This is a genomic window from Streptomyces sp. NPDC098101, from assembly GCF_044760185.1.
Taxonomy (GTDB): Bacteria; Actinomycetota; Actinomycetes; order Streptomycetales; family Streptomycetaceae; genus Streptomyces.
In genome coordinates this window covers 913542-938520 of the sequence record NZ_JBIWAS010000003.1, presented here as the reverse complement: position 1 = coordinate 938520, position 24979 = coordinate 913542, and the positions used below count along the sequence as shown (strand labels likewise).

General features: G+C 71.7%; 24 protein-coding genes. 11 read left to right on the top strand and 13 right to left on the bottom strand.

Features of this window, described 5'->3' with window-relative positions; translation table 11 throughout:
• Positions 1-305: 305 nt before the first annotated feature.
• Both ACIQVI_RS17325 and ACIQVI_RS17320 read right to left on the bottom strand, forming a co-directional pair.
• A complete protein-coding gene (locus ACIQVI_RS17325; protein ID WP_403596289.1) occupies positions 306-1364 on the bottom strand; it encodes a hypothetical protein in 1059 nt (352 codons plus the stop codon).
• 163 nt (positions 1365-1527) lie between these two features.
• On the bottom strand, positions 1528-2496 hold the full coding sequence (locus ACIQVI_RS17320) for a LysR family transcriptional regulator (RefSeq protein ID WP_205613813.1): 969 nt from the start codon (positions 2494-2496) through the stop codon (positions 1528-1530).
• 185 nt (positions 2497-2681) lie between these two features.
• Here ACIQVI_RS17320 and snpA point away from each other — a divergent pair, with 185 nt between their 5' ends.
• Positions 2682-3335, top strand: coding sequence for a snapalysin (gene snpA / locus ACIQVI_RS17315; RefSeq protein WP_403596285.1), 654 nt, complete (start codon positions 2682-2684; stop codon positions 3333-3335).
• 90 nt (positions 3336-3425) lie between these two features.
• Here snpA and ACIQVI_RS17310 read toward each other — a convergent pair whose 3' ends face one another.
• Both ACIQVI_RS17310 and ACIQVI_RS17305 read right to left on the bottom strand, forming a co-directional pair.
• Positions 3426-3839, bottom strand: a complete 414-nt coding sequence (locus tag ACIQVI_RS17310) for a DUF6304 family protein (RefSeq protein WP_351972848.1) — start codon at positions 3837-3839, stop codon at positions 3426-3428.
• A 141-nt stretch (positions 3840-3980) separates the two neighbouring features.
• The gene (locus ACIQVI_RS17305) at positions 3981-4562 is read right to left on the bottom strand and encodes a dihydrofolate reductase family protein (RefSeq protein WP_403596281.1); all 582 of its coding nucleotides are present in this window, start codon (positions 4560-4562) and stop codon (positions 3981-3983) included.
• A 132-nt stretch (positions 4563-4694) separates the two neighbouring features.
• On the opposite strand from ACIQVI_RS17305, the gene ACIQVI_RS17300 reads away from it, so the two are divergent.
• The gene (locus tag ACIQVI_RS17300; RefSeq protein ID WP_403596278.1) at positions 4695-5270 is read left to right on the top strand and encodes a TetR/AcrR family transcriptional regulator; all 576 of its coding nucleotides are present in this window, start codon (positions 4695-4697) and stop codon (positions 5268-5270) included.
• A gap of 24 nt (positions 5271-5294) precedes the next feature.
• Here ACIQVI_RS17300 and ACIQVI_RS17295 read toward each other — a convergent pair whose 3' ends face one another.
• Together ACIQVI_RS17295 and ACIQVI_RS17290 are read right to left on the bottom strand one after the other, a co-directional pair.
• Positions 5295-6338, bottom strand: coding sequence for a family 2 encapsulin nanocompartment cargo protein polyprenyl transferase (locus ACIQVI_RS17295; protein ID WP_351972851.1), 1044 nt, complete (start codon positions 6336-6338; stop codon positions 5295-5297).
• Positions 6339-6443: 105 nt separating this feature from the next.
• Entirely contained in the window at positions 6444-7859 is a 1416-nt protein-coding gene (locus ACIQVI_RS17290) for a family 2B encapsulin nanocompartment shell protein (RefSeq protein WP_403596275.1), read from the bottom strand.
• Between the two features lie 252 nt (positions 7860-8111).
• Here ACIQVI_RS17290 and ACIQVI_RS17285 point away from each other — a divergent pair, with 252 nt between their 5' ends.
• Together ACIQVI_RS17285 and ACIQVI_RS17280 are read left to right on the top strand one after the other, a co-directional pair.
• Positions 8112-8702 (top strand): N-acetylmuramoyl-L-alanine amidase, encoded by a 591-nt coding sequence (locus tag ACIQVI_RS17285; protein WP_202528258.1) that lies wholly within the window; start codon positions 8112-8114, stop codon positions 8700-8702.
• Between the two features lie 66 nt (positions 8703-8768).
• Positions 8769-9689 (top strand): 1-aminocyclopropane-1-carboxylate deaminase/D-cysteine desulfhydrase, encoded by a 921-nt coding sequence (locus ACIQVI_RS17280; RefSeq protein ID WP_403596272.1) that lies wholly within the window; start codon positions 8769-8771, stop codon positions 9687-9689.
• On the opposite strand, the gene ACIQVI_RS17275 is transcribed toward ACIQVI_RS17280, so the two are convergent.
• Complete coding sequence (locus ACIQVI_RS17275) at positions 9665-11263, bottom strand: Na+/H+ antiporter (protein ID WP_351972843.1); 1599 nt, start codon at positions 11261-11263, stop codon at positions 9665-9667. The genes ACIQVI_RS17280 and ACIQVI_RS17275 overlap by 25 nt on opposite strands.
• A 48-nt stretch (positions 11264-11311) precedes the next feature.
• Here ACIQVI_RS17275 and ACIQVI_RS17270 point away from each other — a divergent pair, with 48 nt between their 5' ends.
• The 3 genes from ACIQVI_RS17270 (at position 11312) to ACIQVI_RS17260 (ending at position 13312) form a co-directional block, all read left to right on the top strand.
• Positions 11312-11572 carry a UBP-type zinc finger domain-containing protein gene (locus ACIQVI_RS17270; protein WP_121829612.1) on the top strand — a complete coding sequence of 87 codons (261 nt, stop codon included), beginning with the start codon at positions 11312-11314 and terminating at the stop codon, positions 11570-11572.
• Positions 11573-11846: 274 nt separating this feature from the next.
• Complete coding sequence (locus ACIQVI_RS17265) at positions 11847-12260, top strand: anti-sigma regulatory factor (RefSeq protein WP_019889334.1); 414 nt, start codon at positions 11847-11849, stop codon at positions 12258-12260.
• Positions 12257-13312 carry a SigB/SigF/SigG family RNA polymerase sigma factor gene (locus tag ACIQVI_RS17260; RefSeq protein ID WP_403596267.1) on the top strand — a complete coding sequence of 352 codons (1056 nt, stop codon included), beginning with the start codon at positions 12257-12259 and terminating at the stop codon, positions 13310-13312. The genes ACIQVI_RS17265 and ACIQVI_RS17260 overlap by 4 nt, the downstream gene beginning before the upstream one ends.
• Before the next feature lie 100 nt (positions 13313-13412).
• Here ACIQVI_RS17260 and ACIQVI_RS17255 read toward each other — a convergent pair whose 3' ends face one another.
• Complete coding sequence (locus tag ACIQVI_RS17255; protein WP_403596265.1) at positions 13413-13922, bottom strand: hypothetical protein; 510 nt, start codon at positions 13920-13922, stop codon at positions 13413-13415.
• 102 nt (positions 13923-14024) lie between these two features.
• On the opposite strand from ACIQVI_RS17255, the gene ACIQVI_RS17250 reads away from it, so the two are divergent.
• Positions 14025-14993, top strand: a complete 969-nt coding sequence (locus tag ACIQVI_RS17250; RefSeq protein WP_351974237.1) for a diacylglycerol kinase family protein — start codon at positions 14025-14027, stop codon at positions 14991-14993.
• Positions 14994-15310: 317 nt separating this feature from the next.
• Positions 15311-15568 carry a WhiB family transcriptional regulator gene (locus tag ACIQVI_RS17245; protein ID WP_003953983.1) on the top strand — a complete coding sequence of 86 codons (258 nt, stop codon included), beginning with the start codon at positions 15311-15313 and terminating at the stop codon, positions 15566-15568.
• 152 nt (positions 15569-15720) lie between these two features.
• On the opposite strand, the gene ACIQVI_RS17240 is transcribed toward ACIQVI_RS17245, so the two are convergent.
• Entirely contained in the window at positions 15721-17187 is a 1467-nt protein-coding gene (locus ACIQVI_RS17240; RefSeq protein ID WP_351974255.1) for a histidine kinase N-terminal domain-containing protein, read from the bottom strand.
• A gap of 600 nt (positions 17188-17787) precedes the next feature.
• Between ACIQVI_RS17240 and nagB the strand changes: the two genes are divergently transcribed.
• Positions 17788-18573, top strand: coding sequence for a glucosamine-6-phosphate deaminase (gene nagB / locus ACIQVI_RS17235; protein WP_351974256.1), 786 nt, complete (start codon positions 17788-17790; stop codon positions 18571-18573).
• A 94-nt stretch (positions 18574-18667) separates the two neighbouring features.
• On the opposite strand, the gene ACIQVI_RS17230 is transcribed toward nagB, so the two are convergent.
• The 4 genes from ACIQVI_RS17230 to ACIQVI_RS17215 all read right to left on the bottom strand — a co-directional run bounded on the left by ACIQVI_RS17230 (position 18668) and on the right by ACIQVI_RS17215 (position 23510).
• Positions 18668-20191, bottom strand: coding sequence for a glycoside hydrolase family 3 protein (locus ACIQVI_RS17230; protein ID WP_351974185.1), 1524 nt, complete (start codon positions 20189-20191; stop codon positions 18668-18670).
• 8 nt (positions 20192-20199) lie between these two features.
• Positions 20200-21036 carry a carbohydrate ABC transporter permease gene (locus ACIQVI_RS17225; protein WP_403596903.1) on the bottom strand — a complete coding sequence of 279 codons (837 nt, stop codon included), beginning with the start codon at positions 21034-21036 and terminating at the stop codon, positions 20200-20202.
• 26 nt (positions 21037-21062) lie between these two features.
• A complete protein-coding gene (locus ACIQVI_RS17220; protein WP_351974184.1) occupies positions 21063-22085 on the bottom strand; it encodes a sugar ABC transporter permease in 1023 nt (340 codons plus the stop codon).
• Positions 22086-22217: 132 nt separating this feature from the next.
• The gene (locus ACIQVI_RS17215; protein ID WP_351971053.1) at positions 22218-23510 is read right to left on the bottom strand and encodes an extracellular solute-binding protein; all 1293 of its coding nucleotides are present in this window, start codon (positions 23508-23510) and stop codon (positions 22218-22220) included.
• Positions 23511-24003: 493 nt separating this feature from the next.
• Here ACIQVI_RS17215 and ACIQVI_RS17210 point away from each other — a divergent pair, with 493 nt between their 5' ends.
• Positions 24004-24768 carry a GntR family transcriptional regulator gene (locus tag ACIQVI_RS17210; protein ID WP_053649500.1) on the top strand — a complete coding sequence of 255 codons (765 nt, stop codon included), beginning with the start codon at positions 24004-24006 and terminating at the stop codon, positions 24766-24768.
• Positions 24769-24979 lie beyond the last annotated feature (211 nt).

Sequence of the window (24979 nt, the reverse complement as noted above, 5' to 3'; positions counted from 1 at the left end):
TTTGACAGGCATGGAACTGGAGTAGCTGCTGGGCGACCTGGAGACACCGGCAGCTCCCAACGGGAGGCAAAACGGTAGCTTCGCCCACACCTTGGTGGTTGGTGACCATGCTGCCTGGCGTTCCCTGTGTCGGCGCGATGAGACCGCGCTGCCGGCAGCCCCCTGATCCACAGCCGGGCAGCAGTCCGCACACAGTCCGCAGGACACCCGATCAGGACCGTCGCACCCCATCGCCACCCATCACCAAAAGGCCAGGTCAGCGACCTGCGGCACCCATCCCCGCAGGTCACCGACCCGCCCCGTTACTAGGAGACGAAGAAGGCCTGATCTCCCGCTGAGCGGCTCGGCCTGCGCTTCCGCAAACCGATCCGCTCATCCGACCGCACCCGGTCCGCGGGGCGCCGAACACGGCGTCCGCTGCGGCCGGGTGCGGTCGTCTTCAACGGGCCGCGGCCGGCGTCTCGGCGGGTGAGACGATCCGCGACGTGACCGGATGGATGCGGCACGGTCTGCGCCCGTACGGCTGGGCGCCGGGGCGGCTCAACCTCTACTGGCCGTCGCCGGCGCTGTTCGACGTGCTCGCCGCCGTGTTCCTGCTCCGGGGCGAACGCCGGGGGATCGGCCTCTCCTGCGCCGTCGTGGCGATCGACCTCGCCGCCAACTGGTACGCGGTGTACGGCCTCCGGCACGGTGATCTCGCCGCTCAGCCAGGCCTCCAGCGCCTGGCCGTCTTCGCCGCGGTCGTCCTGGGGACGGCGCCGTTCGTCCGGCGGCGCCTCCCCCCGGTGAGACGGCCCCTCAGGAGTGGTTCCGCTCCTCACCGGGCAGGTCCAGGGCCCGGGCGAGGGCCCCGTGGAGGCGGGTTCCGCGGTGGTGAGGAGACGGCGCAGGTCGGTGAGGGGGAGGTCAATCACCGGGCTGTCCTCGTGGTCCGCGTCGACGGTGAGGCGGGCCCGGGCACCGGTCCGTTCGGCGGTCGGGAAGGGGTCGTGGCCGAAGGAGGCCGCCCCGTCACCGTCGACGACCTCCGACCAGTCGCCGCGCTCTTCCAGGCCGTTGCAGCACCCCGGTGACAGGACGACGCCGGTCGCCGTGTCGGTGACCTGCAGGCCGCCGGGGACGAAGAGGTCGTCCAGGGTGAGCAGGCCGTGGAGGAGGGACCCCAGCGGGCCCTGCGGCTTTCGCGATCCGTCCTCCGGCTCGATGTCGTTGGCCATCGCGATGCTCATGACGGCGGTGCCGACCTCGGCCGGCGCCAGGTCGCCGTTCAGGGGCAGGAAGCCGTACGGGGCGAGGGCCGCCACCGGCCACAGGTCGAAGCCGGCGGTCGGGCGGGTCTCCAGGACGGGGTGCAGGGTGATCACCCGGAGAGTGTGCGTCGGCGCGCGGCGGCCGGGCGAGGGATTTTCCGGGGCGCGGGCGTGGAGGCGGGTACGGGCACGGGGGCAGGCGCGAGCACGGGGGGCAGACGCAGGCCCAGGGCCCGGGTGAAGGCTCCGTGGAGACGGGTCGCACGGACCCGGGCGTTCACACCGGCGTCAGGCACGGCCCCACCGACAGGCCCGCCGCCGCCCCCTGTCCCCGTAACCATTCGCGGTACGGGGCCGCGCGCAGGGCCGCCTCGCGGTAGGCGGCGGCGAGTTCCGCGTAGAGGACGTCCAGGGGCGCGCCGGGGCGCGCGTACAGCAGGAGGCGGACGGCCAGGGGGTCGCCGCGCAGGGGGCGGACGGCCATGTCCTCGCGCGGGCCCGAGGTCGGCTGGCAGGGGGCGACGGCCTCGCCGAGGACGATGAGGGAGGCGGCCGTGTGGTAGTCGCCGTGGAGCAGCGGCGGGTCGATGCCGGCGGCGTGCAGGACCCGGCGCAGGCCGTCCCATTCGCCGTCGACGGTCGGGTCGACCATCCAGTGGTCGTCGGCGAGGTCGGTGAGGTCCACGACGGGCCGGGCGGCGGCCGGGTGGTCGCGGGCCATGGAGACGAACTGCGGTTCGCGGGCGACCAGGACGCGCCCCGTGAGGCCCTCGGGGACCTGTAACGGGCAGCCCTCCACCTCGTGCACGAAGGCCACGTCGAGCTGCCCGGCGGCGACCATGCGGAGCAGCGCGTGGGCGGAGACGTCCACCCGCAGGCCGACCTCGGTGCCGGGCAGCCGCTGGCGGAGCCGGCGCAGCCAGCCGGGGAGCGCCCGGCTGGCGGTGGAGCCGACGCGGAGTCCGGGGCCGCCGGCCCGGGCGGCCGCGGCCCGGGTCTCGGTGACGAGCGCGGCCATGTCCGCGACCAGGGGGCGGGCCCGGCTGAGCAGCGAGCGGCCGAGCGGGGTGGGGCGGCAGCCGGTGCGGCCGCGCGAGAAGAGCTCGGCGCCCAGGGAGTTCTCGATCCGGCGCAGCTGGGTGGTCAACGAGGGCTGGCTCATGCCCAGTTGACGCGCCGCCTTGTGCAGGCTGCCCGCGTCCGCGATGGCGCAGAGCGCGCGCAGATGTCTCACCTCCAGCTCCATGCCCCGAGGGTAGGGCGGCGCCCTGAGTCGCACCAGATACCCGGAACCCCTCAATCACCTTTCATTCCAAGGTCGTTGGGGAGGGGGAGGAAGGTGATGCGGCGGGGCTATCGGCGGTTGACATCATCCCCGCACGTCCCGGCTCCCCCCAGACTCTCCCCAACCCCACACAGGAGGAGCCCCCCATGCCTCGTTCCAAGGTCCTCGCCTCCGCGCTGACCACCGCCCTCGGCCTCGGTCTCGCCGTCTCCCTCGGCGCGTCCCCGGCCGCCGCCGCGCCCGACGACCGGGCCGTGTCCCCCGCCGACGCCAAGGTGGCGTACGCCGGTTCGGCCGAGGAGGCCAAGGCCAACCAGGCCTTCTTCGACGCCGTCGTGAAGTCGGTGGCGAAGAAGCGGGCCGCCGCCCCCGGCGCGGCCGCCGTCACGGTCGTCTACAGCGCCTCCAACGCACCGAGCTTCCGCACCCAGATCGCCCGCTCGACCCAGATATGGAACAGCTCGGTGGTGAACGTCCGGCTCGTCGAGGGCAGCAACCCCGACTTCCGCTACTACGAGGGCAACGACTCCCGCGGCTCGTACGCCAGCACCGACGGCCACGGCAGCGGCTACATCTTCCTCGACTACCGGCAGAACCAGCAGTACGACTCCACCCGGGTGACCGCCCACGAGACCGGGCACGTCCTCGGCCTCCCGGACCGTTACAGCGGTCCGTGCAGCGAGCTGATGTCGGGCGGCGGCCCCGGCACGTCCTGCCGGAACGCCCAGCCGAACGCGCAGGAGCGGGCGCGCGTCGACCAGTTGTGGCGCTACGGCCTCGCGTCGGCCTTCAAGGGCTGACGGGCAGGAGACCGGTACGAGCAACGAGTACGGCGGCGTCCCTCCCCGGGCGCCGCCGTCCCCGTTCCCCGCCCCGGGACCTTCGGGCCGTCAGGCCGGCTGGAGGAGCCGGCGGCCGAAGTCCGCGCCGGGCGGCAGCTGGCGCCGGACCCGGTCGAGGGCCCCCTCGAAGTCGCCCCCCGCGACGCACGCCTCGAAGGCGGCGCCGCCGTAGTGCAGCGTGAGGCTGAGGTCGGACCGCTCGCCGAGGGTCAGCAGGCAGCTCAGCGTGGCCTGTTGGGAGGCGCCGTCCACGACGACGGGGAGCGGCAGGTCCCATTCCAGGACACAGCCGGTGAGGGCCTGCCCGTCCGCGGCCGCGAGCGCGGCGAAGCTCTCGCCCGCGTACTCGGCCCCCCTGATCCGAACGGCGACGCGCCGTCCGTCGGCCGTGATGACGATCGCTTCCGCGCCGCTGCGGTCCCGGTACCAGCCGGTCCAGACTTCCGTCGACTCCGATGACATGCGCGGACTGTAGCGGTATGACCGGCTCCACCGCGCGTCCGGTCGCCCCGGGGCCGGACTTATCCCGGTCTCGCCGTTCTTGCCGGTCACATGCGGTGTGCGGCTTCCGCCCCTTCGCGCCCCCGCGCGGAGGGCCCCGCGCTACCGCTTCCTGGCGTACGTGCGGACGATCACGCCGTTGTCGAAGGCGCGCACGTCGTCCAGCGTGAAGTCCCGGGGCTCGAAGCCGGCGCCGAACATCGGCATTCCGGTGCCGTACACCTGCGGGTAGGTCTTGATGATCAGCTCGTCGATCTCGTCGACGAGTTCCCCGGCGATGGTCGAGCCGCCGCAGAGCCAGACGCCCAGCGGGCCGTCCTCGGCCTTGAGTTCGCGGACGCGGCCGACCAGGTCGTCGTGGATCAGCTCGACGTTCGGGTGGGGCGATTCGGCCAGGGAGCGGGTGGCGACGAACTCGCGCAGGTGGTTGTAGGGGCTGGTGATGCCGACGTCCAGGGCGAGCCGGTACGACCCGAGCCCCTGCACGACGGTGTCGAAGTGCCGGTTGGGGCCGTCGACACCGAAGGCCTCCCGGCCCTGGGTGGGGATCGTCTCCGGGTATTCGGCCCCCATCCACTGGGCGTACGGCCCCTCGGTGAACTTGAACATGGAGGTGGCGTCGCCCTCGGGGTCGCCGATGAAACCGTCGATGGTGCAGGCGATGTAGTAGGTGAGCTTGCGCAAACCGGTCCTCTTCCTCGGGGGTGCTGGGGACGTGGCCGCTCTCGCAACCACGACAGCCATAGTGCTTCACCTGTAGTGGTTGCGCAAGCCCTATCGTCGATGCGCACACGCTCAGCACGGATGGAGCCCCACGTGGCGAGAAACCCGGAACGCCGTACGACCCTGCTCGACGCCGCGATCGAGGTACTGGCGGACGAAGGCGCCCGCGGTCTGACCTTCCGGGCGGTCGACGCCCGGGCCGGAGTCCCCACGGGCACCTCGTCCAACTACTTCAGCGACCGGGACCTGCTGCTCTCCCAGGTCGCCGACCGGATCTTCGTCCGGCTGACCCCGGCCCCCGGCGCCATCGACACCGCCCTGCGGCCCGAACCCAGCAGGGAGCTGGTGGTCGAGCTGATGCGCTGGCTCGCCCGGCGCATGGCGGCCGAACGCGCCTGCTACCTGGGGCTCTTCGAACTGCGCCTCGAGGCCGTGCGCCGCCCGGAGCTGCGGAACCGGCTCACCGGGGTGCTCCGCTCCGACCTGGACGAGAACATCCGGCTGCACCTCGACTCCAAGATGCCCGGAGACGCGGACACGGTCCGGCTGCTCTACTTCGCCCTCACCGGGCTGCTGCTCGACCACTTCACCGTCCCCGGCCTGCACGGCGAGCGGGACCTGGACGAGCTGATCGAGACCGTGGTCACCCGCGTCGTCCCCGAGGCCTGACCGTCCCGGGCGCCGGGACGGGACTCAGCGCGTGCGCCGGGTGACGAACTCCGCCAGGGAGAGCAGGTCCCCCGCGGCCGCCAGGTCCGGGACCGCCTGCGCCAGGTACTCGACGGCCCGGCCCATGCGCTCGGCCGCCTGGGCCTGCGCCCAGTCGCGCCCGCCGGCCCGCTCCACCGCGTCCGCCGCCGCCCGCACCCCCGCCACGTCGAGGACCGGCCGGGAGTACAGCTCGGCCAGCTCCTCCCCCGCCGGGGTCCCGGAGGTGAGCGCCGCCACCACGGGCAGCGACTTCTTGTGGGCGGCCAGGTCGGCCCCGGCCGGCTTGCCCGTGCGCTCCGGGTCCCCCCAGATCCCGATGAGGTCGTCGATCAGCTGAAAGGCGAGCCCCGCCTCCCGGCCGAAGGCGTCCATCGCCGCGACCTCCTCCTCGTCCGCGCCCGCGTAGAGCGCGCCGAGGGCGCAGGCGCAGCCGAGCAGCGCGCCGGTCTTGGCGGTGGCCATGGCCGTGCACTCGTCGAGGGAGACCTCGCGCGGGCCGCGCTGCTCGAAGGCGCAGTCCGCCTGCTGTCCCGCGCAGAGCTCGATGATGCAGGCGGCGAGGCGCGCGGAAGCGGCCGCCGAGGCGGGGTGCGGGTCCTCGGCGAGCAGCCGCAGGGCGAGCGCGCTCATCGCGTCGCCCGCTATCAGCGCGTCCGGGATGCCGAAGACCGTCCAGGCGGTGGGCCGGTGGCGCCGGGTCGGGTCACCGTCGACGATGTCGTCGTGGAGCAGGGTGAAGTTGTGGGCGAGCTCCACCGCGGCGGCGGCCTTCACGGCCCGGGCCTCCTCGGCGCCGAGCGCGCGGGCCGCGGCGAGGACGAGGGCGGGCCGGATGGCCTTGCCCGCCTGCTCGGCGGCCGGGGTGCCGTCGGCGTGCTCCCAGCCGAAGTGGTACATCGCCACCCGGCGTATGGAACCGGGCAGGGTCTCGACGGTCGAGCGGAGCTGGGGCTGGACGGCCGTCCGCGTCCGGTCCAGGAGCGTCACGGCCCCCTGGCCGCCGGTGGCGGCATCCGCGCTGGTCATGGTCACGGTCACTTCCTTCGCGTCCTTCGCGGCGGTCGTCCGCCGCAGCGGGCCGGGAACGCCCGGCGGCGGGGGGGTCCGCCCCCGCCGCCGGGCGTCACGGGCTCAGCGCCAGCGGCTGACCTCGACGTTCTCCAGGACGCCGAGCGCGTCCGGGACGAGGACCGCCGCCGAGTAGTAGGTGGTGACCAGGTAGGAGATGATCGCCTGCTCGTCGATGCCCATGAAGCGGACGGAGAGGCTGGGCTCGATCTCGTCGGGGATGCCGGTCTGGTGCAGACCGATCACGCCCTGGTCGGCCTCGCCGGTACGCATACAGATGATCGAGGTGGTGCGGGCGTCCGAGACCGGGATCTTGTTGCACGGGTAGATCGGCACGCCGCGCCAGGTCGGGATGCGGTTGCCGTTGACGTCGATGGTCTCGGGGACCAGTCCGCGCTTGTTGAGCTCGCGGCCGAAGGCGGCGATGGCACGCGGGTGGGCGAGGAACATCTTCGAGCCCCGGCGGCGGGAGAGCAGCTCGTCCATGTCGTCCGGGCCGGGAGCGCCGTCGTGGGGCTGGATCCGCTGCTCGTAGTCGCAGTTGGAGAGGAGGCCGAACTCCTTGTTGTTGACGAGCTCGTACTCCTGGCGCTCGCGGAGCGCCTCGACCGTGAGCCGCAACTGCTGCTCGGTCTGGTTCATCGGCTGGTTGTAGAGGTCGGCGACCCGGCTGTGGACCTTGAGCACGGTCTGGGCGACGCTCAGCTCGTACTCGCGGGGCGAGGCGTCGTAGTCGACGTACGTGTGCGGGACGACGGCCTCGCCGACGTGGCCGGCGGAGAGGTCGATGGCGGCCTCGCCGTACTTGTTGGTGCGCTGCTCGGGCAGGGCGGCGACGGCCGCGAGGTGGTCGGCGAGCGAGCCGGCCCGGTCCGCGAGGTTCCGCACGTCGGCCCGGGTGAGCTCCAGGACCGTGCAGGCGGTGGCGGCGCGGGCGGTCCACTCCCAGGTGGCGTCCTCGCGGATCAGGGAGGACTCGCCGAGGTAGGAGCCGTCGGCCAGGACGCCGAGGACGGCCTCGTCGCCGTACGGCCCCTCGCCGATCTGCTCGATCCGGCCGTGGGCGAGGAGGTACACCCGGTCCGCGGGGGCGCCCGCGGCGGCGATGACCTCGCCCGCCGCGTACTCCCGCTGGGTGCAGCGGGACGCCAGCTCGGACAGCGCGTCCTCGTCCTCGTAACCGCGCAGGGCGGGGAGTTCGCCGAGTTCGGCGGGGATCACCGCGACGCGCTCGCCGGTCTGGACGAAGGTGACGCGCCCGTCCCCCACGGAGTAGCTGAGCCTCCGGTTCACCCGGTACGTGCCGCCCTGCACCTGGACCCACGGCAGCGCCCGCAGCAGCCACCGGGAGGTGATCTCCTGCATCTGCGGGGCCGACTTGGTGGTCGTGGCGAGGTTCCGCGCGGCGGCGGTGCCGAGACTCTGCTGCGGCGCCTGCTGCTCCGCGCGGACCTCGTCGCCAACCGAACCTACGGACATGGAACTCCCTCTCGTATGACTGAGTTGCGAGAGCAGCCTTTCAGTACGCAGCGTGCCGGCGCCATTACACAATCGAGTGGGACTGTTCGAAGATCTTCGGGGCATGTCACTGGTTTTCCATCCGGACAGTCCAGTCACCTCGGCCCCTCCGGCCACTGTCCGGATCGGCTCGCACACCGTCCGAACGGATGGCGGCGGAGCGGCGGACTCCGGTACTCCGGAACCTCACCCGTCCTCCGGAAGGAGTCAGCCATGGCTGCACCCATGTCCGCGAACAGGTTCCTCACCGCGCTGCGCGCCGAGGGCCTCGCGGTCGTCCAGGTCGGCGACTGGTCCACCCACAACCGCAACCACAAGGGCCCCTGGGGCCCGGTGCACGGCGTGATGATCCACCACACCGTGACCCGGGGCACCGCCGGCACCGTCCGCATCTGCCGGGACGGCTACGCGGGCCTGCCCGGGCCGCTCTGCCACGGCGTGATCGCCAAGGACGGCACGGTCCACCTCGTCGGCTACGGGCGCGCCAACCACGCCGGGCTCGGCGACGACGAGGTGCTCCGGGCGGTCATCGCCGAGCGCCGCCTGCCACCGGACGACGAGGCCACCACGGACGGCAACCGGCACTTCTACGGCTTCGAGTGCGAGAACCTCGGGGACGGCGTGGACCCGTGGCCGAAGGTGCAGCTGGAGGCCATCGCGAAGGCGGCCGCGGCCGTGTGCCGGGTGCACGGCTGGACCCACCGGTCGGTCATCGGCCACCTGGAGTGGCAACCGGGCAAGTCGGACCCGAGAGGCTTCACGATGGCCTCCATGCGGGAGCGGATCGCCGAGCGGATGCGGTAGCCGGAGCCGGGCACCGGGGCTTCCGGGCTTCCGGGCTTCCGGGCTTCCGGACGACACAATGGTCCCGTGAACGCGTTCGACCTCTCCCGGCTGCGGCCCCGGCTCCCCTCGCCCCTGGAACCGGTGCGGGACGAACGTTTCGCCCGGCGCGGCCTCACGCTGTTCCTGAAGCGCGAGGACCTCATCCACCCGGACCTGCCCGGCAACAAGTGGCGCAAGCTCGCGCTCAACCTGGAGGCGGCGGCCGGGCGGCCCGTGCTCACCTTCGGCGGGGCGTACTCCAACCACCTGCGGGCGACGGCGGCCGCCGGCCGGTTGCTCGGCTTCACCACGGTCGGGGTGGTCCGGGGCGACGAACTGGCCGGGCGCCCGCTCAACCCGTCCCTCGCGCGGTGCGCGGCGGACGGGATGCGCCTGGAGTTCGTGGACCGGTCCACGTACCGCGCGAAGGGCGATCCCGCCGTCCTCGCGGCGCTCCTGGAGCGCGCGCCCGCGGGCGCGTACGTGGTCCCGGAGGGCGGCAGCAACGCGCTCGCCGTGCACGGCTGCGCGGAGCTGGGCCGGGAGCTGGCGGGGGCGGTGGACGCGGTCGCCGTCGCCTGCGGGACGGGCGGCACCCTGGCGGGCCTGGCGGCCGGTCTCGGCCCCGGGCGGCGGGCCCTCGGCTTCCCGGTCCTCAAGGGGGGCTTCCTGGGCGGGGAGGTCCGGGCCCTCCAGGAGGCGGCGTTCGGCGGCCCGCGCGGCGACTGGTCCCTGGACGAGCGCTTCCACGGTGGGGGCTACGCGCGCGTGTCCCCGGCTCTGGAGGCGTTCACACAGGACTTCGAGGAACGGCATGAACTCGCCATCGAGCGACTGTATGTGGCCAAAATGCTGCATGGTCTGGTGACCCTGGCCGAGGAGGGCGCGTTCCCCCCGGGCACCCGGATCGCGGCGGTGGTCACGGGCGCCCCGGACGGGGTTCAGCCGTCCTCCTCCTCGCGGTAGGCGGCCGCCTCCTCCAGGTCGAGGCGGCGGAGCAGGGTGCGCATCATCTCGTCGTCGATCCGGCGCTCGTCGCGGAGCCGCACGAAGACCTCCCGCTCGGCGTCGATCATCTCGCGCGAGAGGCGCCGGTAGGTGTCGTCGGCGGTCTCGCCGGTGGTCTCGTTGACCGAGCCGAGGCGCTCCCAGACGGCGTTGCGGCGCCGTTCGAGGACGGTGCGCAGCCGGTCGGCGAGGGGCTCCGGCAGGGCGTTGCGCTCGTCCGCGAGGAGCTCGTCGAGGCGCTCCTCGGCGGCCCGCGAGGCCTCGCTCTGGGCCTGCGCCTCGGCCAGCGTCTCGGCGTACCGGTCGCGGCCGGGGAGCTTCAGGAGCCGGATGAGGGGCGGCAGGGTGAGGCCCTGCACCACCAGGGTGCCGATCACGGTGGTGAAGGTGAGGAAGAGGACCAGGTTGCGGGCGGGGAACTCCTCGCCGTCGGCGACGACGGGGATGGAGAAGGCGATGGCGAGCGAGACCACTCCGCGCATCCCGGCCCAGCCGACGACCAGCGGAGCCCGCCAGTCCACCCCCGGCTCCCGCTCCCGGACGCGGGCGGAGAGCCACCGGGGCAGGAAGGTCGCCGGGTAGACCCAGACGTAGCGGACCAGGACGACGGCGACGAAGACGCCGACCGCGTACCCGGCCGCCTCGCCGACGCCGTACCGGCCGAGGCCCTGGACGACGTACGGGAGTTGGAGGCCGATCAGGGCGAAGACGGCGGATTCGAGGATGAAGGCGACCATCTTCCACACGGCCTCGTCCTGGAGCCGCGTGGCGAAGTCGACCTGCCAGGCGCGGTGGCCGAGGAAGAGGCCGACCACGACGACGGCGAGGACCCCGGAGGCGCCGACCTCCTCGGCGGCCGCGTAGGCGACGAAGGGGACGAGCAGGGCGAGGGTGCTCCGGAGCAGGGATTCCCGCAGGTGGACGCGGAGCCAGTGGATGGGGACCATCAGGACCAGGCCGACGCCGACGCCGCCGACGGCCGCGAGCGCGAACTCCCCGAGCCCGCCGGCCCAGGTGACGCCCTCGCCGACGGCCGCCGCGAGGGCGACCTTGTAGGCGGTGATCGCGGTCGCGTCGTTCACCAGGGACTCGCCCTGGAGGATCGTGGTGATCCGGTTCGGCAGGCCCAGCCTGCGGGCGATGGCGGTGGCGGCGACCGCGTCCGGCGGAGCGATCACCGCGCCGAGCACGAGGGCGGCGGTGAGCGGCAGGTCGGGCACGAGGACGTACGCGAGCCAGCCGACGGCCACGGTCGCGAAGAGGACGTACCCGACGGAGAGCAGGGCGACGGGCCGGATGTTGGCCCGCAGGTCGAGGTAGGAGGAGTCGACGGCGGCCGTGTAGAGGAGCGGGGGCAGGATCAGCGGCAGCACGACGTGCGGGTCGAGCGTGTAGTCGGGGACGCCCGGGACGTACGAGGCGGCGAGGCCGACGGCGACCAGGAGCAGCGGGGCGGGCACCGGGGTCCGGCGGGCCGCCCCCGCGATCGCGGCGCTCGCCGCCACCAGTGCCACCAGTTGCAGTGCGTCCATGCCCGTCCGTCCGCCCTCTCGCCCGTACCGCGACGTAACCTGGCCATCATGAGCGAGTGCCCGCACCTTGCCGAACTGCCGCGCCCCGAACCGGCGCCGCTGACCGACACCTGCCCCGAGTGCCTGGCGGACGGAACGCATCCGGTCCAGCTGCGGCTCTGCCTGACCTGCGGGCACGTGGGCTGCTGCGACTCCTCGGTGGGGCGCCACGCGACCGCGCACTTCTCCTCGACCGGGCACCCGGTGATGCGGACCTTCGAGCCGGGCGAGCGGTGGCGCTGGTGCTTCGTGGACGGTGCGATCGTCTGACGGTTGCGCGGCGCGCGGTTCGACGGGCTCCCGCTTGGGTACGTCACCCCTCCGCCGGTCGCTCGGTTCCGTTGTCCACAGGCCTTCGTCCACCGTCCGCACCCATGGGCCTACCATGGGTGACGGGTCGTGACGGGGTCGGAGAACGCACGGCGACACGGCGGGACGGATCGCGATAGCGTCACGGCGGACCGCGCAGCCCCCTGCGTACCGCCCGGTTCGGGGGCCTCTCCCCCCGAGCCCCGAATGAGTTTGTGCCACCTTGGAGGTGAGGGTGTCCCAGATCGCAGGCGAGCCCGGGACCCAGGACTTCGTGGAAGTCCGGCTGCCCGCTGCGGGTGCCTATCTGTCCGTGCTGCGTACGGCCACGGCCGGCCTCGCGGCGCGCTTGGACTTCACCCTCGACGAGATCGAGGACTTGCGGATCGCGGTCGACGAGGCCTGCGCCATCCTGCTCCAGCAGGCCGTGCCCGGATCCGTCCTCAGCTGCGTCTTCCGGCTGGTCGACGACTCGCTGGACGTGACGGTCTCCGCCCCGACGACGGACGGCCGTGCTCCCGAGCGGGACACCTTCGCCTGGACGGTGCTGTCGGCGCTGGCCGGGAAGGTGGAGTCGTCGGTGGCCGACGACCGCACGGTCTCGATCAGCCTGTACAAACAGCGCGGCGCGGGGCCAGGCCCGGCGTGAGGAGCGGGGACGCGACGGCCGGCATCCCCGGGCAGAAGGCGCGGCCGCATGAGGTCGCTACGGAGCGGGCGGACCAGATGAGCGAGCACGAGCAGCAGCACGAGGGTGCCGGGACACCGGGCGTCCCCGGGGCCTCCGCGGGTTCCGAGGCCCCCGCGGAGGCCTCCGGGCCCCCGGTGCCCGGCGCCGCCGGGCACGAGGACGGGGCCGGGGAGAAGGACGCTTCCCCGGAGAAGGACGCCTCCCCGGACGAGGACGGGGCCGGCGAGGCGCCGGAGACCCCCGTCGTCCCCGCCCCGCACGACCGGAACGGCGCCCGCGCCCTCTTCGTCGAGCTGCGCGAGCTGCCCGAGGGCTCCCCCCAGAAGGCGGAGCTGCGCAACCGGCTGGTGCGGATGCACCTGCCGCTGGTGGAGCACCTGGCCCGGCGCTTCCGCAACCGCGGCGAGCCGCTGGACGACCTGACGCAGGTGGCGACGATCGGCCTGATCAAGTCGGTGGACCGGTTCGACCCGGAGCGCGGGGTCGAGTTCTCGACGTACGCGACGCCCACGGTCGTCGGCGAGATCAAGCGCCACTTCCGGGACAAGGGCTGGGCGGTACGGGTGCCCCGCCGGCTCCAGGAGCTGCGGCTCTCGCTGACCACGGCCACGGCGGAGCTCTCCCAGCAGCACGGCCGCTCCCCGACCGTGCACGAGCTGGCCGAGCGGCTGGGGATCTCGGAGGAGGAGGTCCTGGAGGGGCTGGAGTCGGCGAACGCCTACTCGACGCTCTCCCTGGACGTGCCGGACACCGACGACGAGTCGCCCGCGGTGGCGGACACCCTGGGCGCGGAGGACGAGGCCCTGGAGGGGGTCGAGTACCGCGAGTCGCTCAAGCCGCTCCTGGAGGACCTGCCGCCCCGGGAGAAGCGGATCCTGCTGCTTCGCTTCTTCGGGAACATGACCCAGTCGCAGATCGCGCAGGAGGTGGGCATCTCGCAGATGCACGTCTCCCGGCTGCTGGCCCGGACGCTCGCGCAGTTGCGGGAGAAGCTCCTGGTGGAGGAGTAGAACCCGCCGCTGTCCGTTCGCTTGCCCCGCTTACGGAGTTCCATTCACCCGGATCCGCTCAGCGGATTCCGTTCAGCGAATTCCGTTCAGCGGATTCCGTTCACGGGGTGTCCTGGCCGGGGCGCCGGATGCCGAGCGCCTCGGTCGTGGCCGGGCTCACCAGGAGGACGAGCCCGGTGACGGCCAGGACGCCGAGGACGGCGCCCGCCGGGATCAGCGCGCTGTTCGCCTGGAGCATCTGCCAGGCGACCGGCAGGGCCAGGATCTGGGTGATGACGGCCGGGCCCCGGCTCCAGGAGCGGCGCAGCCACAGGCCGCGGGCGGCGGCGAGCGGGATCAGGCCGAGCACGACGAGCGTCACGGCGCCCGTCAGCGCTCCGGTGAGGTCGCCGGGCGATCCGGTCAGGGCCTTCACCAGCATGTACACACCCCCGGCGACGAGCCCGAGCGCCTCGACGGCGGCCACGGCCGCCGCGGCGGCGAGACGGGTGGGAGGGGGAGTCCGCTCCGTACGGCCGACGACCTTCTCCGTACCGCCGACGGCCTTCTGCGCGCCGCCGGCGGAGGTCCGCTCCGTACCGCTGAGGGGGGTCTGCTCCGCACTGCTCATGGAAGGCAGGGTAGCGGGGCCGCCTCCGGGACCGCCGGGGCCGGGTGCCGCCGAGCGGGCCGGGACTGGGCCCGGTACCGCCGGGTAGGTACGCTGGCGACCATGCGCGCACTTCTCGTGGTCAACCCGGCAGCCACCACCACCAGTGCCCGCACCCGTGACGTGCTCATCCACGCCCTTGCCAGCGAGATGAAGCTGGAGGCGGTCACCACCGAGTACCGCGGACACGCGCGTGACCTGGCCCGACGGGCCGCCGACACCGGAAGCGTCGACCTGGTCGTGGCCCTCGGCGGGGACGGCACGGTCAACGAGGTGGTCAACGGACTGCTGCACGGCGGGCCCGATCCGGAGCGGCTTCCGGGCCTCGCGGTCGTCCCCGGCGGGTCGACCAACGTCTTCGCCCGCGCGCTCGGACTGCCGAACGACGCGGTGGAGGCGACCGGCGCCCTGCTCGACGCGTTGCGTGAGGAGCGAACACGTACGGTGAGCCTCGGGCTCGCCTCCGGGGCGCCGGGCACGGAGGACGAGTCGGTGCCGTCCCGCTGGTTCACCTTCTGCGCCGGCCTCGGTTTCGACGCGAGCGTCATCGGCCGGGTCGAACAGCAGCGGGAGCGCGGGAAGAGATCCACCCACGCCCTCTACCTCCGCCAGGTGGTGCGCCAGTTCCTGGGGGAGACGAACCGCCGGCACGGCACGATCACCCTGGAGCGCCCGGGCGCGGAGCCGGTCGAGGACCTGGTCCTCTCCATAATCTGCAACACCTCCCCCTGGACCTACCTGGGCAATCGTCCGGTGTACGCGTCTCCGGAGGCCTCCTTCGAAACCGCGCTCGACGTGCTCGGACTGAGGCGTCTCTCCACCCCGGCGGTCGCCCGGTATGCCACCCAGTTGCTCACTTCGTCCCCGGAACGCGGGCCCCGCGGCAAGCACGCGGTCTCCCTGCACGATCTGACCGACTTCACCTTGCATTCGAAGGTCCCCCTCCCCCTCCAGATGGACGGAGACCACCTGGGACTGCGTACGAGCGTGGCGTTCACAGGCGTTCGCCGTGCACTGCGTGTGATTGTGTGAGTGGAAGGGCCCAAAGTCCTTTCACTCGAACGTTTAGGCGCGCATCCACCCCTAAGAAGTACGGCTGTGACCTAGCCGACACCGAGGAATCAAAAAAAACTTTCCAGAAGGGGTTGTATCCGCTGCCGAGGTTTGCGAGTCTCTTCTTGGCGATCGGGACGGCCCGCAAGACCGGCCTCCACTGAGAGCCAGAACCCCTCCTCAGTCCAAGGACCACACCAGTTGATCTGGCAGTCGGCCCTTCCCTTGCGGGGGGATTCGTGAAAGCGTTCACATTCACAAGCAACCTGCACGTAATACCAAGAGAGGTAGCAGCCATGGACTGGCGTCACAACGCCGTTTGTCGTGAGGAAGACCCCGAGCTGTTCTTCCCCATCGGCAACACCGGTCCTGCGCTGCTGCAGATCGAGGAAGCCAAGGCCGTCTGCCGCCGCTGCCCCGTCATGGAGCAGTGCCTGCAGTGGGCGCTCGAGTCCGGCCAGGACTCCGGCGTCTGGGGTGGCCTCAGCGAGGACGAGCGCCGCGCGATGAAGCGCCGTGCCGCTCGCAACCGGGCGCGCAACGCCAGCGCCTGACGCCCCACTCACAGCCTCAGGCGAGCGGCGCACACATCGCGTGTGCAATCACCGCCCTTGAGTCGCAGCGCGCAGTAGTACCCCACAGCATTCGAGCCCCGGACCGAATCCCCTTCGGTCCGGGGCTCGCTGCTGTGCGCCGCCGCGCGGTGCTACTTCTGGGGCTGTACGGGAATGTCGAGGACCACCTTCGTACCGCGCTCCGTGCCCGGCAGCATGTCGAAGGTTCCGCCCAACTCCCCCTCCACCAGGGTCCGTACGATCTGGAGGCCGAGGTTTCCGGCACGCTGCGGGTCGAAGCCCTCGGGCAGGCCGCGGCCGTCGTCCTTGACCGTGATGAGGAGGCGGGCGTCGGCCCGGGCCTCGCCGCGGACGGCGGAGACCTCGACCGTGCCCTGCTCCCCCTGCGCGAAGGCGTGTTCGAGCGCGTTCTGCAGGACCTCGGTCAGGACCATGGAGAGCGGGGTGGCGACCTCGGCGTCGAGGATGCCGAAGCGGCCGTTGCGCCGGCAGGTGACCTTGCCCGGGGAGATCTCCGCGACCATCGCGATGACGCGGTCGGCGATCTCGTCGAACTCCACGCGCTCGTCCAGGTTCTGGGACAGCGTCTCGTGGACGATGGCGATCGAACCGACGCGCCGCACGGCCTCGTTGAGGGCCTCGCGGCCCCGGTCGGAGTCCATCCGGCGGGCCTGGAGGCGCAGCAGGGCGGCCACCGTCTGGAGGTTGTTCTTCACCCGGTGGTGGATTTCCCGGATGGTGGCGTCCTTGGTGATCAACTCGCGCTCGCGGCGGCGCAGTTCGGTGACGTCCCGGAGCAGGACGAGCGAACCGATGCGGGTGCCCTTGGGCTTGAGCGGGATCGCCCGCAGCTGGATCACCCCGCCGTTGCCCTCGACCTCGAACTCGCGCGGCGCGTAGCCGGAGGCCAGGGTGACCAGGGCCTCGTCCACCGGGCCCCGGGAGGGCGCGAGTTCAGCGGTGATCTGGCCGAGGTGCTGGCCGACGAGGTCGGCGGCGAGGCCGAGCCGGTGGTAGGCGGAGAGGGCGTTGGGCGAGGCGTACTGGACGATGCCCTCCGCGTCCAGGCGGACGAGGCCGTCGCCGGCGCGGGGCGAGGAGTCCATGTCGACCTGCTCGCCGGGGAAGGGAAACGTTCCGGCGGCGATCATCTGGGCCAGGTCGGAGGCCGACTGGAGGTAGGTGAGCTCCAGCCGGGAGGGGGTGCGGACGGTCAGCAGGTTGGTGTTGCGGGCGATGACGCCGAGGACCCGGCCCTCGCGCCGCACGGGGATCGACTCGACCCGCACCGGGACCTCCTCGCGCCACTCCGGGTCGCCCTCGCGGACGATCCGGCCCTCGTCGAGGGCGGCGTCGAGCAGCGGGCGGCGGCCGCGCGGGACCAGGTGGCCGACCATGTCGTCCTGGTAGGAGGTGGGGCCGGTGTTCGGCCGCATCTGGGCGACGGAGACGTACCGCGTGCCGTCGAGGGTCGGGACCCAGAGGACGAGGTCGGCGAAGGAGAGGTCGGAGAGCAGCTGCCACTCCGACACCAGCAGGTGGAGCCACTCGAGGTCGGAGTCGCTCAGGGCGGTGTGCTGGCGCACGAGGTCGTTCATGGAGGGCACGGTGCGAGCGTACCCGCGGAATTCGGGGGCGGTGAACCTGGATCTCCGGGGCCGCGTGTTGGAGTATGGGCCAGGAAAGACCGCGTTCCCGTGGATGGACAGACAAGAATGGTCTAGTCCACAATGAATGCAACAGAGCCTCCATCCTCCCCGCACAGGAGGGTGGAACGAGGTACCCGACGCTCTCTGCCCTGACTGCGTCGAGACCTCCCACACGGCCGAGGGACCGCACACCCCCGGCCGAGCAACTCCGGGCTGCGGTGCCGGGCGGGCTGAGGGTCCCGCCGGGCGCCGCGGCCCGCGGGTGTTTCCGGGGCCGCGACGGAGACCGGGACGTCCTTCCGCGGGCTCACGCCCCCGCCCCCCGCCTCCCCCGGTTCCGTGGCTTTCATCAGCCGGGCGCGCCCTGATCCGGGGCCCGAGCCCGGGGGCCGAGTGGCTGAGGGGGCCGGTGCGGCAGACGATGGGAGCGGGGCCGTCCGGGGGGCGGAACGGCATGGGACGGAAGCCCCTCCTCTGCTAGATTTGACCTTAGATTGGTCTATACCACCGGACCCCTTCCCAGCCCCTCACCAGATCGGCAGGCACAGCGTGGAAGTTGTCATCGTCAAGGACGCCAAGGCGGGCGGCGAGCTGATCGCGGACGGCATCGCCGACCTCCTGCGCCGCAAGCCCGACGCGCTGCTCGGCGTGGCCACCGGTTCGACTCCGCTGCCCATCTACGACGCCCTGACCGCCCAGGTGCGGGCGGGCTCGGTGGACGCCTCGCGGGCCCGGATCGCGCAGCTGGACGAGTACGTCGGCCTCCCCGCCGGGCACCCGGAGTCGTACCGCTCCACCGTGCTCCGGCAGGTCGTCGAGCCGCTCGGGCTCTCCCCGGAGGCCTTCATGGGGCCCGACGGCTCCGCCGAGGACGTCCAGGCGGCCTGCGAGGAGTACGACCGGGCCCTGCGCGAGGCCGGCGGCGTGGACCTCCAGATCCTCGGCATCGGCACCGACGGGCACATCGGCTTCAACGAGCCGTGCTCCTCGCTCGCCTCTCGGACCCGGATCAAGACGCTCACCGAGCAGACCCGGGTGGACAACGCGCGCTTCTTCGACAACGACATCGAGCAGGTGCCGCACCACGTCATCACCCAGGGCATCGGCACCATCCTGGAGGCCCGCCACCTGGTGCTGCTCGCCACCGGCGAGGGCAAGGCCGAGGCCGTGGCGCAGACCGTCGAGGGCCCGGTGGCGGCGCTCGTGCCGGCCTCCGCGCTCCAGCTGCACCCGCACGCCACGGTCGTCGTGGACGAGGCCGCCGCCTCCAAGCTGAAGCTCGCGGACTACTTCCGCCACACCTTCGCCGCCAAGCCGGCCTGGCAGGGCATCTGAGCCGCCCGGAACCCCCGGCGGCGACGGCGCGAAGGGGCCCGGCACCTGTCTCCAGGTGCCGGGCCCCTTCGTACGGGACGGGTGCGGGCGGCCGTCAGGCGCCGGTTCCGACGACGGCCTCGGCGGCCGCGCGGCCGCAGACCCGGGCCGCGCCGTGCGTGGCGATGTGCAGGGCCCCGCGGGGCTCCGCCTCGTTGAGGCCCATCTCGACCACGACGGTGTCGGGGCGGGCCGCGAGGAGGCCGTCGAGGGCCCGGATCATCCACGGGTGCCGGTGGAGGTCGCGTACGACCGCCACCACGCGCCGCTCCCCCGCGGCGGCGAGGACGGACTCGGCGGAGGACTCGTCGTACGAGCCGGTCTCCGTGCCGGGCAGCAGGCGCTCCAGCTCCGCGGCGATCCCCCAGGGGGTCTCGTCACCGACCGCGAAGTTCGCGACCGGGGTGAAGGAGGCCACGTACGGGGCGCCGGTGATCGGCGTGTACGGGCGCTCCCCGCGGGTCACCTTCAGGGCCCGGCGGGCGGCGACGAGTCCGATGTCGGCGCCGGGCGCGGTCCCCTCCTGCACTGCCGCGCCCGGCACCGATCCAGCCCCCCTGACCCGGTGCGCCTGGGTCCAGGCCGCCAGGGCGCGCACGCGCGCCGCGGCGTCGGCCAGCCGCTCCTCGGGCAGTTCACCGGTCCGTACCGCGTTGACGAGCGCGTCGCGCAGTCGCAGCACGGTGTCCTCGTCGCACAGCCCGCCGCCGACGCAGATGGCGTCGGCGCCCGCGGCGATGGCGAGGACGGATCCGCGCTCGATGCCGTACGTCGCCGAGACGGCCTGCATCTCCATGCCGTCGGTGACGATCAGCCCCTCGAAGCCCAGCTCCTGGCGCAGCAGACCGGTGAGGATCTGCGGGCTCAGGGTGGCCGGGCGGTGCGGGTCGAGCGCGGACAGAAGGATATGCGCGCTCATGACCGCTTTGGTACCCGCGGCGACGGCCGCGCGGAAAGGTACCAGCTCACGGGCGTGCAGTGTGGCGAGGTCCACATCGATCCGGGGCAGCGCGTCGTGGGAGTCCACGTTCGTGTCGCCGTGTCCGGGGAAGTGCTTCGTGCAGGCCGCGACCCCGACGCCCTGGAGGCCGTCGACGTACGCCACGGTGTGCCGGGCGACCAGGTCCGGGTCGGGTCCGAAGGACCGGACGCCGATGACCGGGTTCTCGGCGTTGGAGTTGACGTCGGCGGAGGGGGCCCAGTTGAGGTCCACCCCGCACTGCGCGAGCCGGCGGCCGAGCTCGCGGGCCACGGCCCGGGTGAGCTCGACGTCGTCGACGCTGCCGAGGGCGTAGTTGCCGGGGAAGGACGAGCCCTGCTTGACCTCCAGGCGGGTGACGTCGCCGCCCTCCTCGTCGATGGCGACGAGGACGTCGTCCCGCTCGGCCCTCAGCTGCGCGGTGAGCGCGGTGAGCTGCTCGGGGGTGACGATGTTCCGGCCGAAGAGGCCGACCGACGACAGGCCCTCGCCGATGCGGCGGAGCAGCCAGTCGGGGGCGGTGGTGCCGACGAAGCCGGGCTGGAGGACCGTGAGCGCGTCGCGGGTGAGCGTGTCCGAGGCGTGTACGAGAGTGGTCATGAGACCCGTTATCCCTTCACCGCGCCGGCGGTCATGCCGCCGACGGCCTTGCGCTGGAGGAAGATGAAGACGACGAGCACGGGGAGCGCGAAGAGGGTCGAGGCGGCCATGGTGGCGCCCCAGTCGTTGCCGAAGGCGGTCTGGAACTGGGTCAGCCAGAGCGTGAGGGTCTGGTCCGTCTTGTCCTTGTTCAGGACGAGGACCATCGCGAACTCGTTCCAGGCGGTGATGAAGCCGAAGAGCGAGGTCGACATCAGGCCGGGGGCGAGCAGCGGGAAGATCACCTTGCGGAAGGCCTGGCCGCGGGTGCAGCCGTCGATCTGCGCGGCCTCCTCCAGCTCGACCGGGACGGCGGCGATGAAGCCGCGCAGGGTCCAGATGGTGAAGGGCAGGACCATCACGAAGTAGATCGCCGTGAGCAGCGGGATGCTGTTCAGCATGTCGTTGTCGCGGGCGATCATGTACATCGCGATGACCATGACCTCCCAGGGGGCCATCTGCGCCATCATCACGATCAGGACGATGCCCTTGCGGCCCTTGAACTTCATGCGGGCGATCGCGAAGCTCGCGGCCAGGGCGACGAGGAGGGCCAGGAGGACGGCGCTGGCGGTGACGATCAGGCTGTTCGTGGCGTAGGTCCAGAACAGGTCGACACCGGTGGCCGTCGAGTAGTTCTCGAAGGTCGGCGTGAAGAAGAAGACGGGATCCTTGGTCAGGATCTCGCTCTGCGGCTTCAGCGAGGACGAGAACATCCAGTAGACGGGGAAGACGAAGACCACGGCGACCACGAGGGCGGCGAGGTTCTTCGCCACCGTCGCCGGCCGGAGCGGGCTGCGGGTCCGCAGCTTCTGGGGGGTCGGGGTCGTGGTGCTCACTGCTCGTCCTCCTGCTTCAGGATCAGGCGGAAGTAGAAGGACATGGCCACGAGCAGCATCACGATGGTGAGGATCGAGATGGCGGCCGCGAGGCCGTAGTGCTGCTGGCCCATGCCCTCGATGTAGGCGAAGACCGGCAGGGTCTCGGAGGAGCGGTCGGGGCCGCCCTGGTTCATGGCGTAGACCTGGGTGAAGGCCTTGAAGATCCAGATGATCTCCAGGAACGTGGTGATCATGAAGAACGGCTTCAGGTTCGGGAAGACCACGGACCAGAAGGTGCGCCAGCCGCTCGCGCCGTCCATCTTGGCGGCCTCGTACAGCTCGGACCCGACCGTGGTCAGGGCGGCGTACATGTTGAGGGCCACGAAGGGGATCGAGCCCCAGACGAGCAGGATCGTCACGATGACGAAGGTGGAGAAGCCGGTCTCGAACCAGTTGTGCTGGTCGTAGCCGGAGAAGCCGATCGACCGCATCAGCCAGTTGGCGACGCCGAACTGCTCGTCGAAGAGCCACCGGAAGACGGTGACCGAGGCGACGATCGGCATGGCCCAGGCGAACATCAGCGCCAGGGAGAGCACGAACCGCATCTTCTTGCCGAGGCGGTTGAGCAACATGCCGATCAGCGTGCCGAACAGCATGACGAGGGCGACGTTGACGGCGGTGACGACGAGCGACCGGACGACGACGTTCCAGAAGTCGGGGTCGCTCAGCAGCTTGGTGTAGTTCTCGAAGCCGACCCAGGGCGTCTCGCGCCGGATCATCTCCCGCTTGTTGACCCCCTGGAAGGAGAGGACCACGTTGCGGAACAGCGGGTAGAGCAGCAGCACCGCCATGGAGAGCAGGGCGGGCGTGACGAGCAGGTACGGCAGCAGCCCGCTGGGCAGGGAGCGCCTGCCACGCGGAGGCCGAAGGGATTCCTTCGCGCCGGAAGGGGGTGGCGGAGTCTGCGACTTCCCTGCCGCCCTCCCGGGCGCGTCCTGAGGAACGGCGCTGGCCGTCCCCTGGGAGTCCACGGTCATGGTCTTCTTCCTCGCGGTTCTGGGGCTCCCGCGCCCACCGGGGCGCGGCCCGGGGGGAGCGGGCCGCTGTTCACTGCTATGACCGAATGGCGCGGCCGGTACGATCCGGCCGCGCCACCGGGGTGGTTACCGCTACTGGTTGAGGCGCTCGGCGATGACCTTGTCGGCTTCCTCGCCGGCCTTCTTCGGGTCCTCGCCCTTCAGGACCTTGGTCATGTAGCCCTTGATCGGGTTGGGCTCGGTCTCGACGTTGGCCCAGCCCTCGGTGATCGGGGTGATGCGACCGCTGCTCGCGGACTTCACCATCGCCTCGGCGAAGGAGCCGGCCTCGGGCTGGATCTGCGCGGACGGGTCGTTCGGGACGATGCCGCCCTTGACCGCGGTGCCGTAGGCCTGCATCCCCTTCTTGTTGGTGGCGAGGGCCAGCCACTCCTTCGCGAGGTCCTTGTTCTGCGAACGCTCGGCGACGGCGAGGTTGGAGCCGCCGAAGAAGACGGAGCCCGGCTTGTCGGCGGTCTTGCCCGGGATCGGGAAGTAGCCGAAGTCGGCCGTCTTGCCGGCCTTCTTGATGGCGTCGATCGCGCCGCCGGCCTCCCAGCCGAGACCGATCCAGGACGACACGCCGCCCTTGGGGACGATGTCGGTGGACTGCTGCGGGGTCGCCTCGTCCTTGTCCTTCGGAGCGGTCGAGTAGGACTGCAGCTCCTTGTAGAAGTTGATGGCCGAAGCGGCCTCCGCGGTCCCGAGACCGCCCTTCCACTTGTCGCCGTCCTTGGTGGCGAGGTCGCCGCCCTCGTCCCACAGGAAGCCGGCGAAGACGTACCAGCTCTGACCGGGCAGGTAGAGCGGCTGGGACTTCGGGTCCGCGGCCTTGAGCTTCTTGAGACCGTCGATCCACTCGGCGCGGGTCTTCGGCGGGGTGACGCCCGCCTTCTTGAAGGCGGCCTTGTCGTAGATCACCGCGCGGTTGGCGGCCCACCACGGAGCGGCGTAGAGCTTGCCCTCCAGCTCGGCCGAGGGCTTGATGCCCTCGCTCCAGTTGGCGTAGCCGAGCTTGTCCTTGTCACCGCTGAGGTCGGCGAGACCGCCGGAAGCGGCGTAACCCGTGGTCTGGGTGTTGCCGATCTCCAGGACGTCCGGCGGGGTGTTCTCGGAGAGGGCCGTGGTGACCTTGGTCTGGATGTCGGTCCACTGCTGCGTCTCGACCTTGACCTTGACGCCGGGGTGCGAGGCCTCGAACTCCTTGTTGACCCCGTCGATCCACTCCTGGGGAGCGGAACCGTCCATCACCCAGACGGTCAGGGTCTTGTCGCCCCCGGCCGTGCCCTTGTCGCCGTCCTTGGCCTTGTCGCTGTCGGAACCACATGCAGCGATGGAGACCATCATGCCCGCGACGCCGATCGCCGCGATGAGCTTGCGCTTCACGCCACCCTCCTCAGGGATGCCTGCAACCCCCCTGCCCACCGCGCGAAGACATACGTCGGGTAATGCTCGTGGGGCTGGGACCTGGTCTTTAATGGTTTAGACCAGTACTCGGAGCTTGGCCTAGACCTTTTTGGGTGTCAAGGGTGCGCAAGACGGGTAAGGGCGTCCGTTATCGGACCGACACCTGGTCGACGTCCGGCCACGACCGCAGGATTCACGCCAGTCGCCGCCCTTCCGGAGACGCCGCACGCACCCCCGGCGGAGCGGAGGGGACCTCCTGTTCCGCCGGAAGAAGCCTCTCACCTCTCGCCGGAATGGCCTAGACCAACGGGGGATATCACGGTGTATAAGAAGCAGGGGACGACTCCTCCTCGCCGAACCGGCACATATCGGCAGGAGAAACCGTGGAGGCACATGAAGCGTGCCACCATGTGAGCCGCGACAGACGGAGGAGCCGGTGACGGCAACAGCACAGGAGTCGGGAAGGCAGGCCATGGCCACGGACGCGGGCAGCACGGAGACAGAGAGCGGGACGCCCACCCGTACCGCGCGCGTGCCCAAGTACTACCGGCTGAAGCGGCACTTGCTCGACATGACCGAGACGCTGCCGCCCGGCACGCCGGTCCCGCCGGAGCGGACGCTCGCCGCCGAGTTCGACACCTCCCGCACCACCGTGCGCCAGGCGCTCCAGGAGCTGGTCGTCGAGGGGCGCCTGGAGCGCATCCAGGGCAAGGGCACCTTCGTCGCCAAGCCCAAGGTCTCCCAGGCGCTGCAACTCACCTCGTACACCGAGGACATGCGCGCCCAGGGCCTGGAGCCCACCTCCCAGCTCCTCGACATCGGCTACGTCACCGCCGACGACACCCTCGCCGGACTGCTCGACATCTCGGCCGGCGGCCGGGTGCTCCGCATCGAGCGCCTGCGGCTCGCCAGCGGGGAGCCGATGGCGATCGAGACCACCCACCTGTCGGCGAAGCGCTTCCCGGCCCTGCGCCGCTCGCTCGTGAAGTACACCTCGCTCTACACCGCGCTCGCCGAGGTCTACGACGTGCACCTCGCCGAGGCCGAGGAGACCATCGAGACCTCCCTCGCCACCCCGCGCGAGGCCGGGCTGCTCGGTACGGACGTGGGCCTGCCGATGCTGATGCTCTCCCGCCACTCGCTGGACGCGCAGGGCGAGCCGGTGGAGTGGGTGCGGTCCGTCTACCGCGGCGACCGGTACAAGTTCGTGGCCCGCCTCAAGCGCCCCAACGGCTGAGCCGCCGCGAGGGCTCCCGGACGACGGCCGCACCCCCCGACGGGTGCGGCCGTTCCGCGTTTCCGGGAATGTCGTATTCCCTTCCCACGGCACCGCGGGAGACCAAAGAGGGCCGGTTCTGACAAATCGCATCCGTTATGCGGACAGGGGTTCCATGAAGCGGACGCGTCCCCTAGATTTCCCCAGCATTACCGAGGTGATCAGCGAGGGG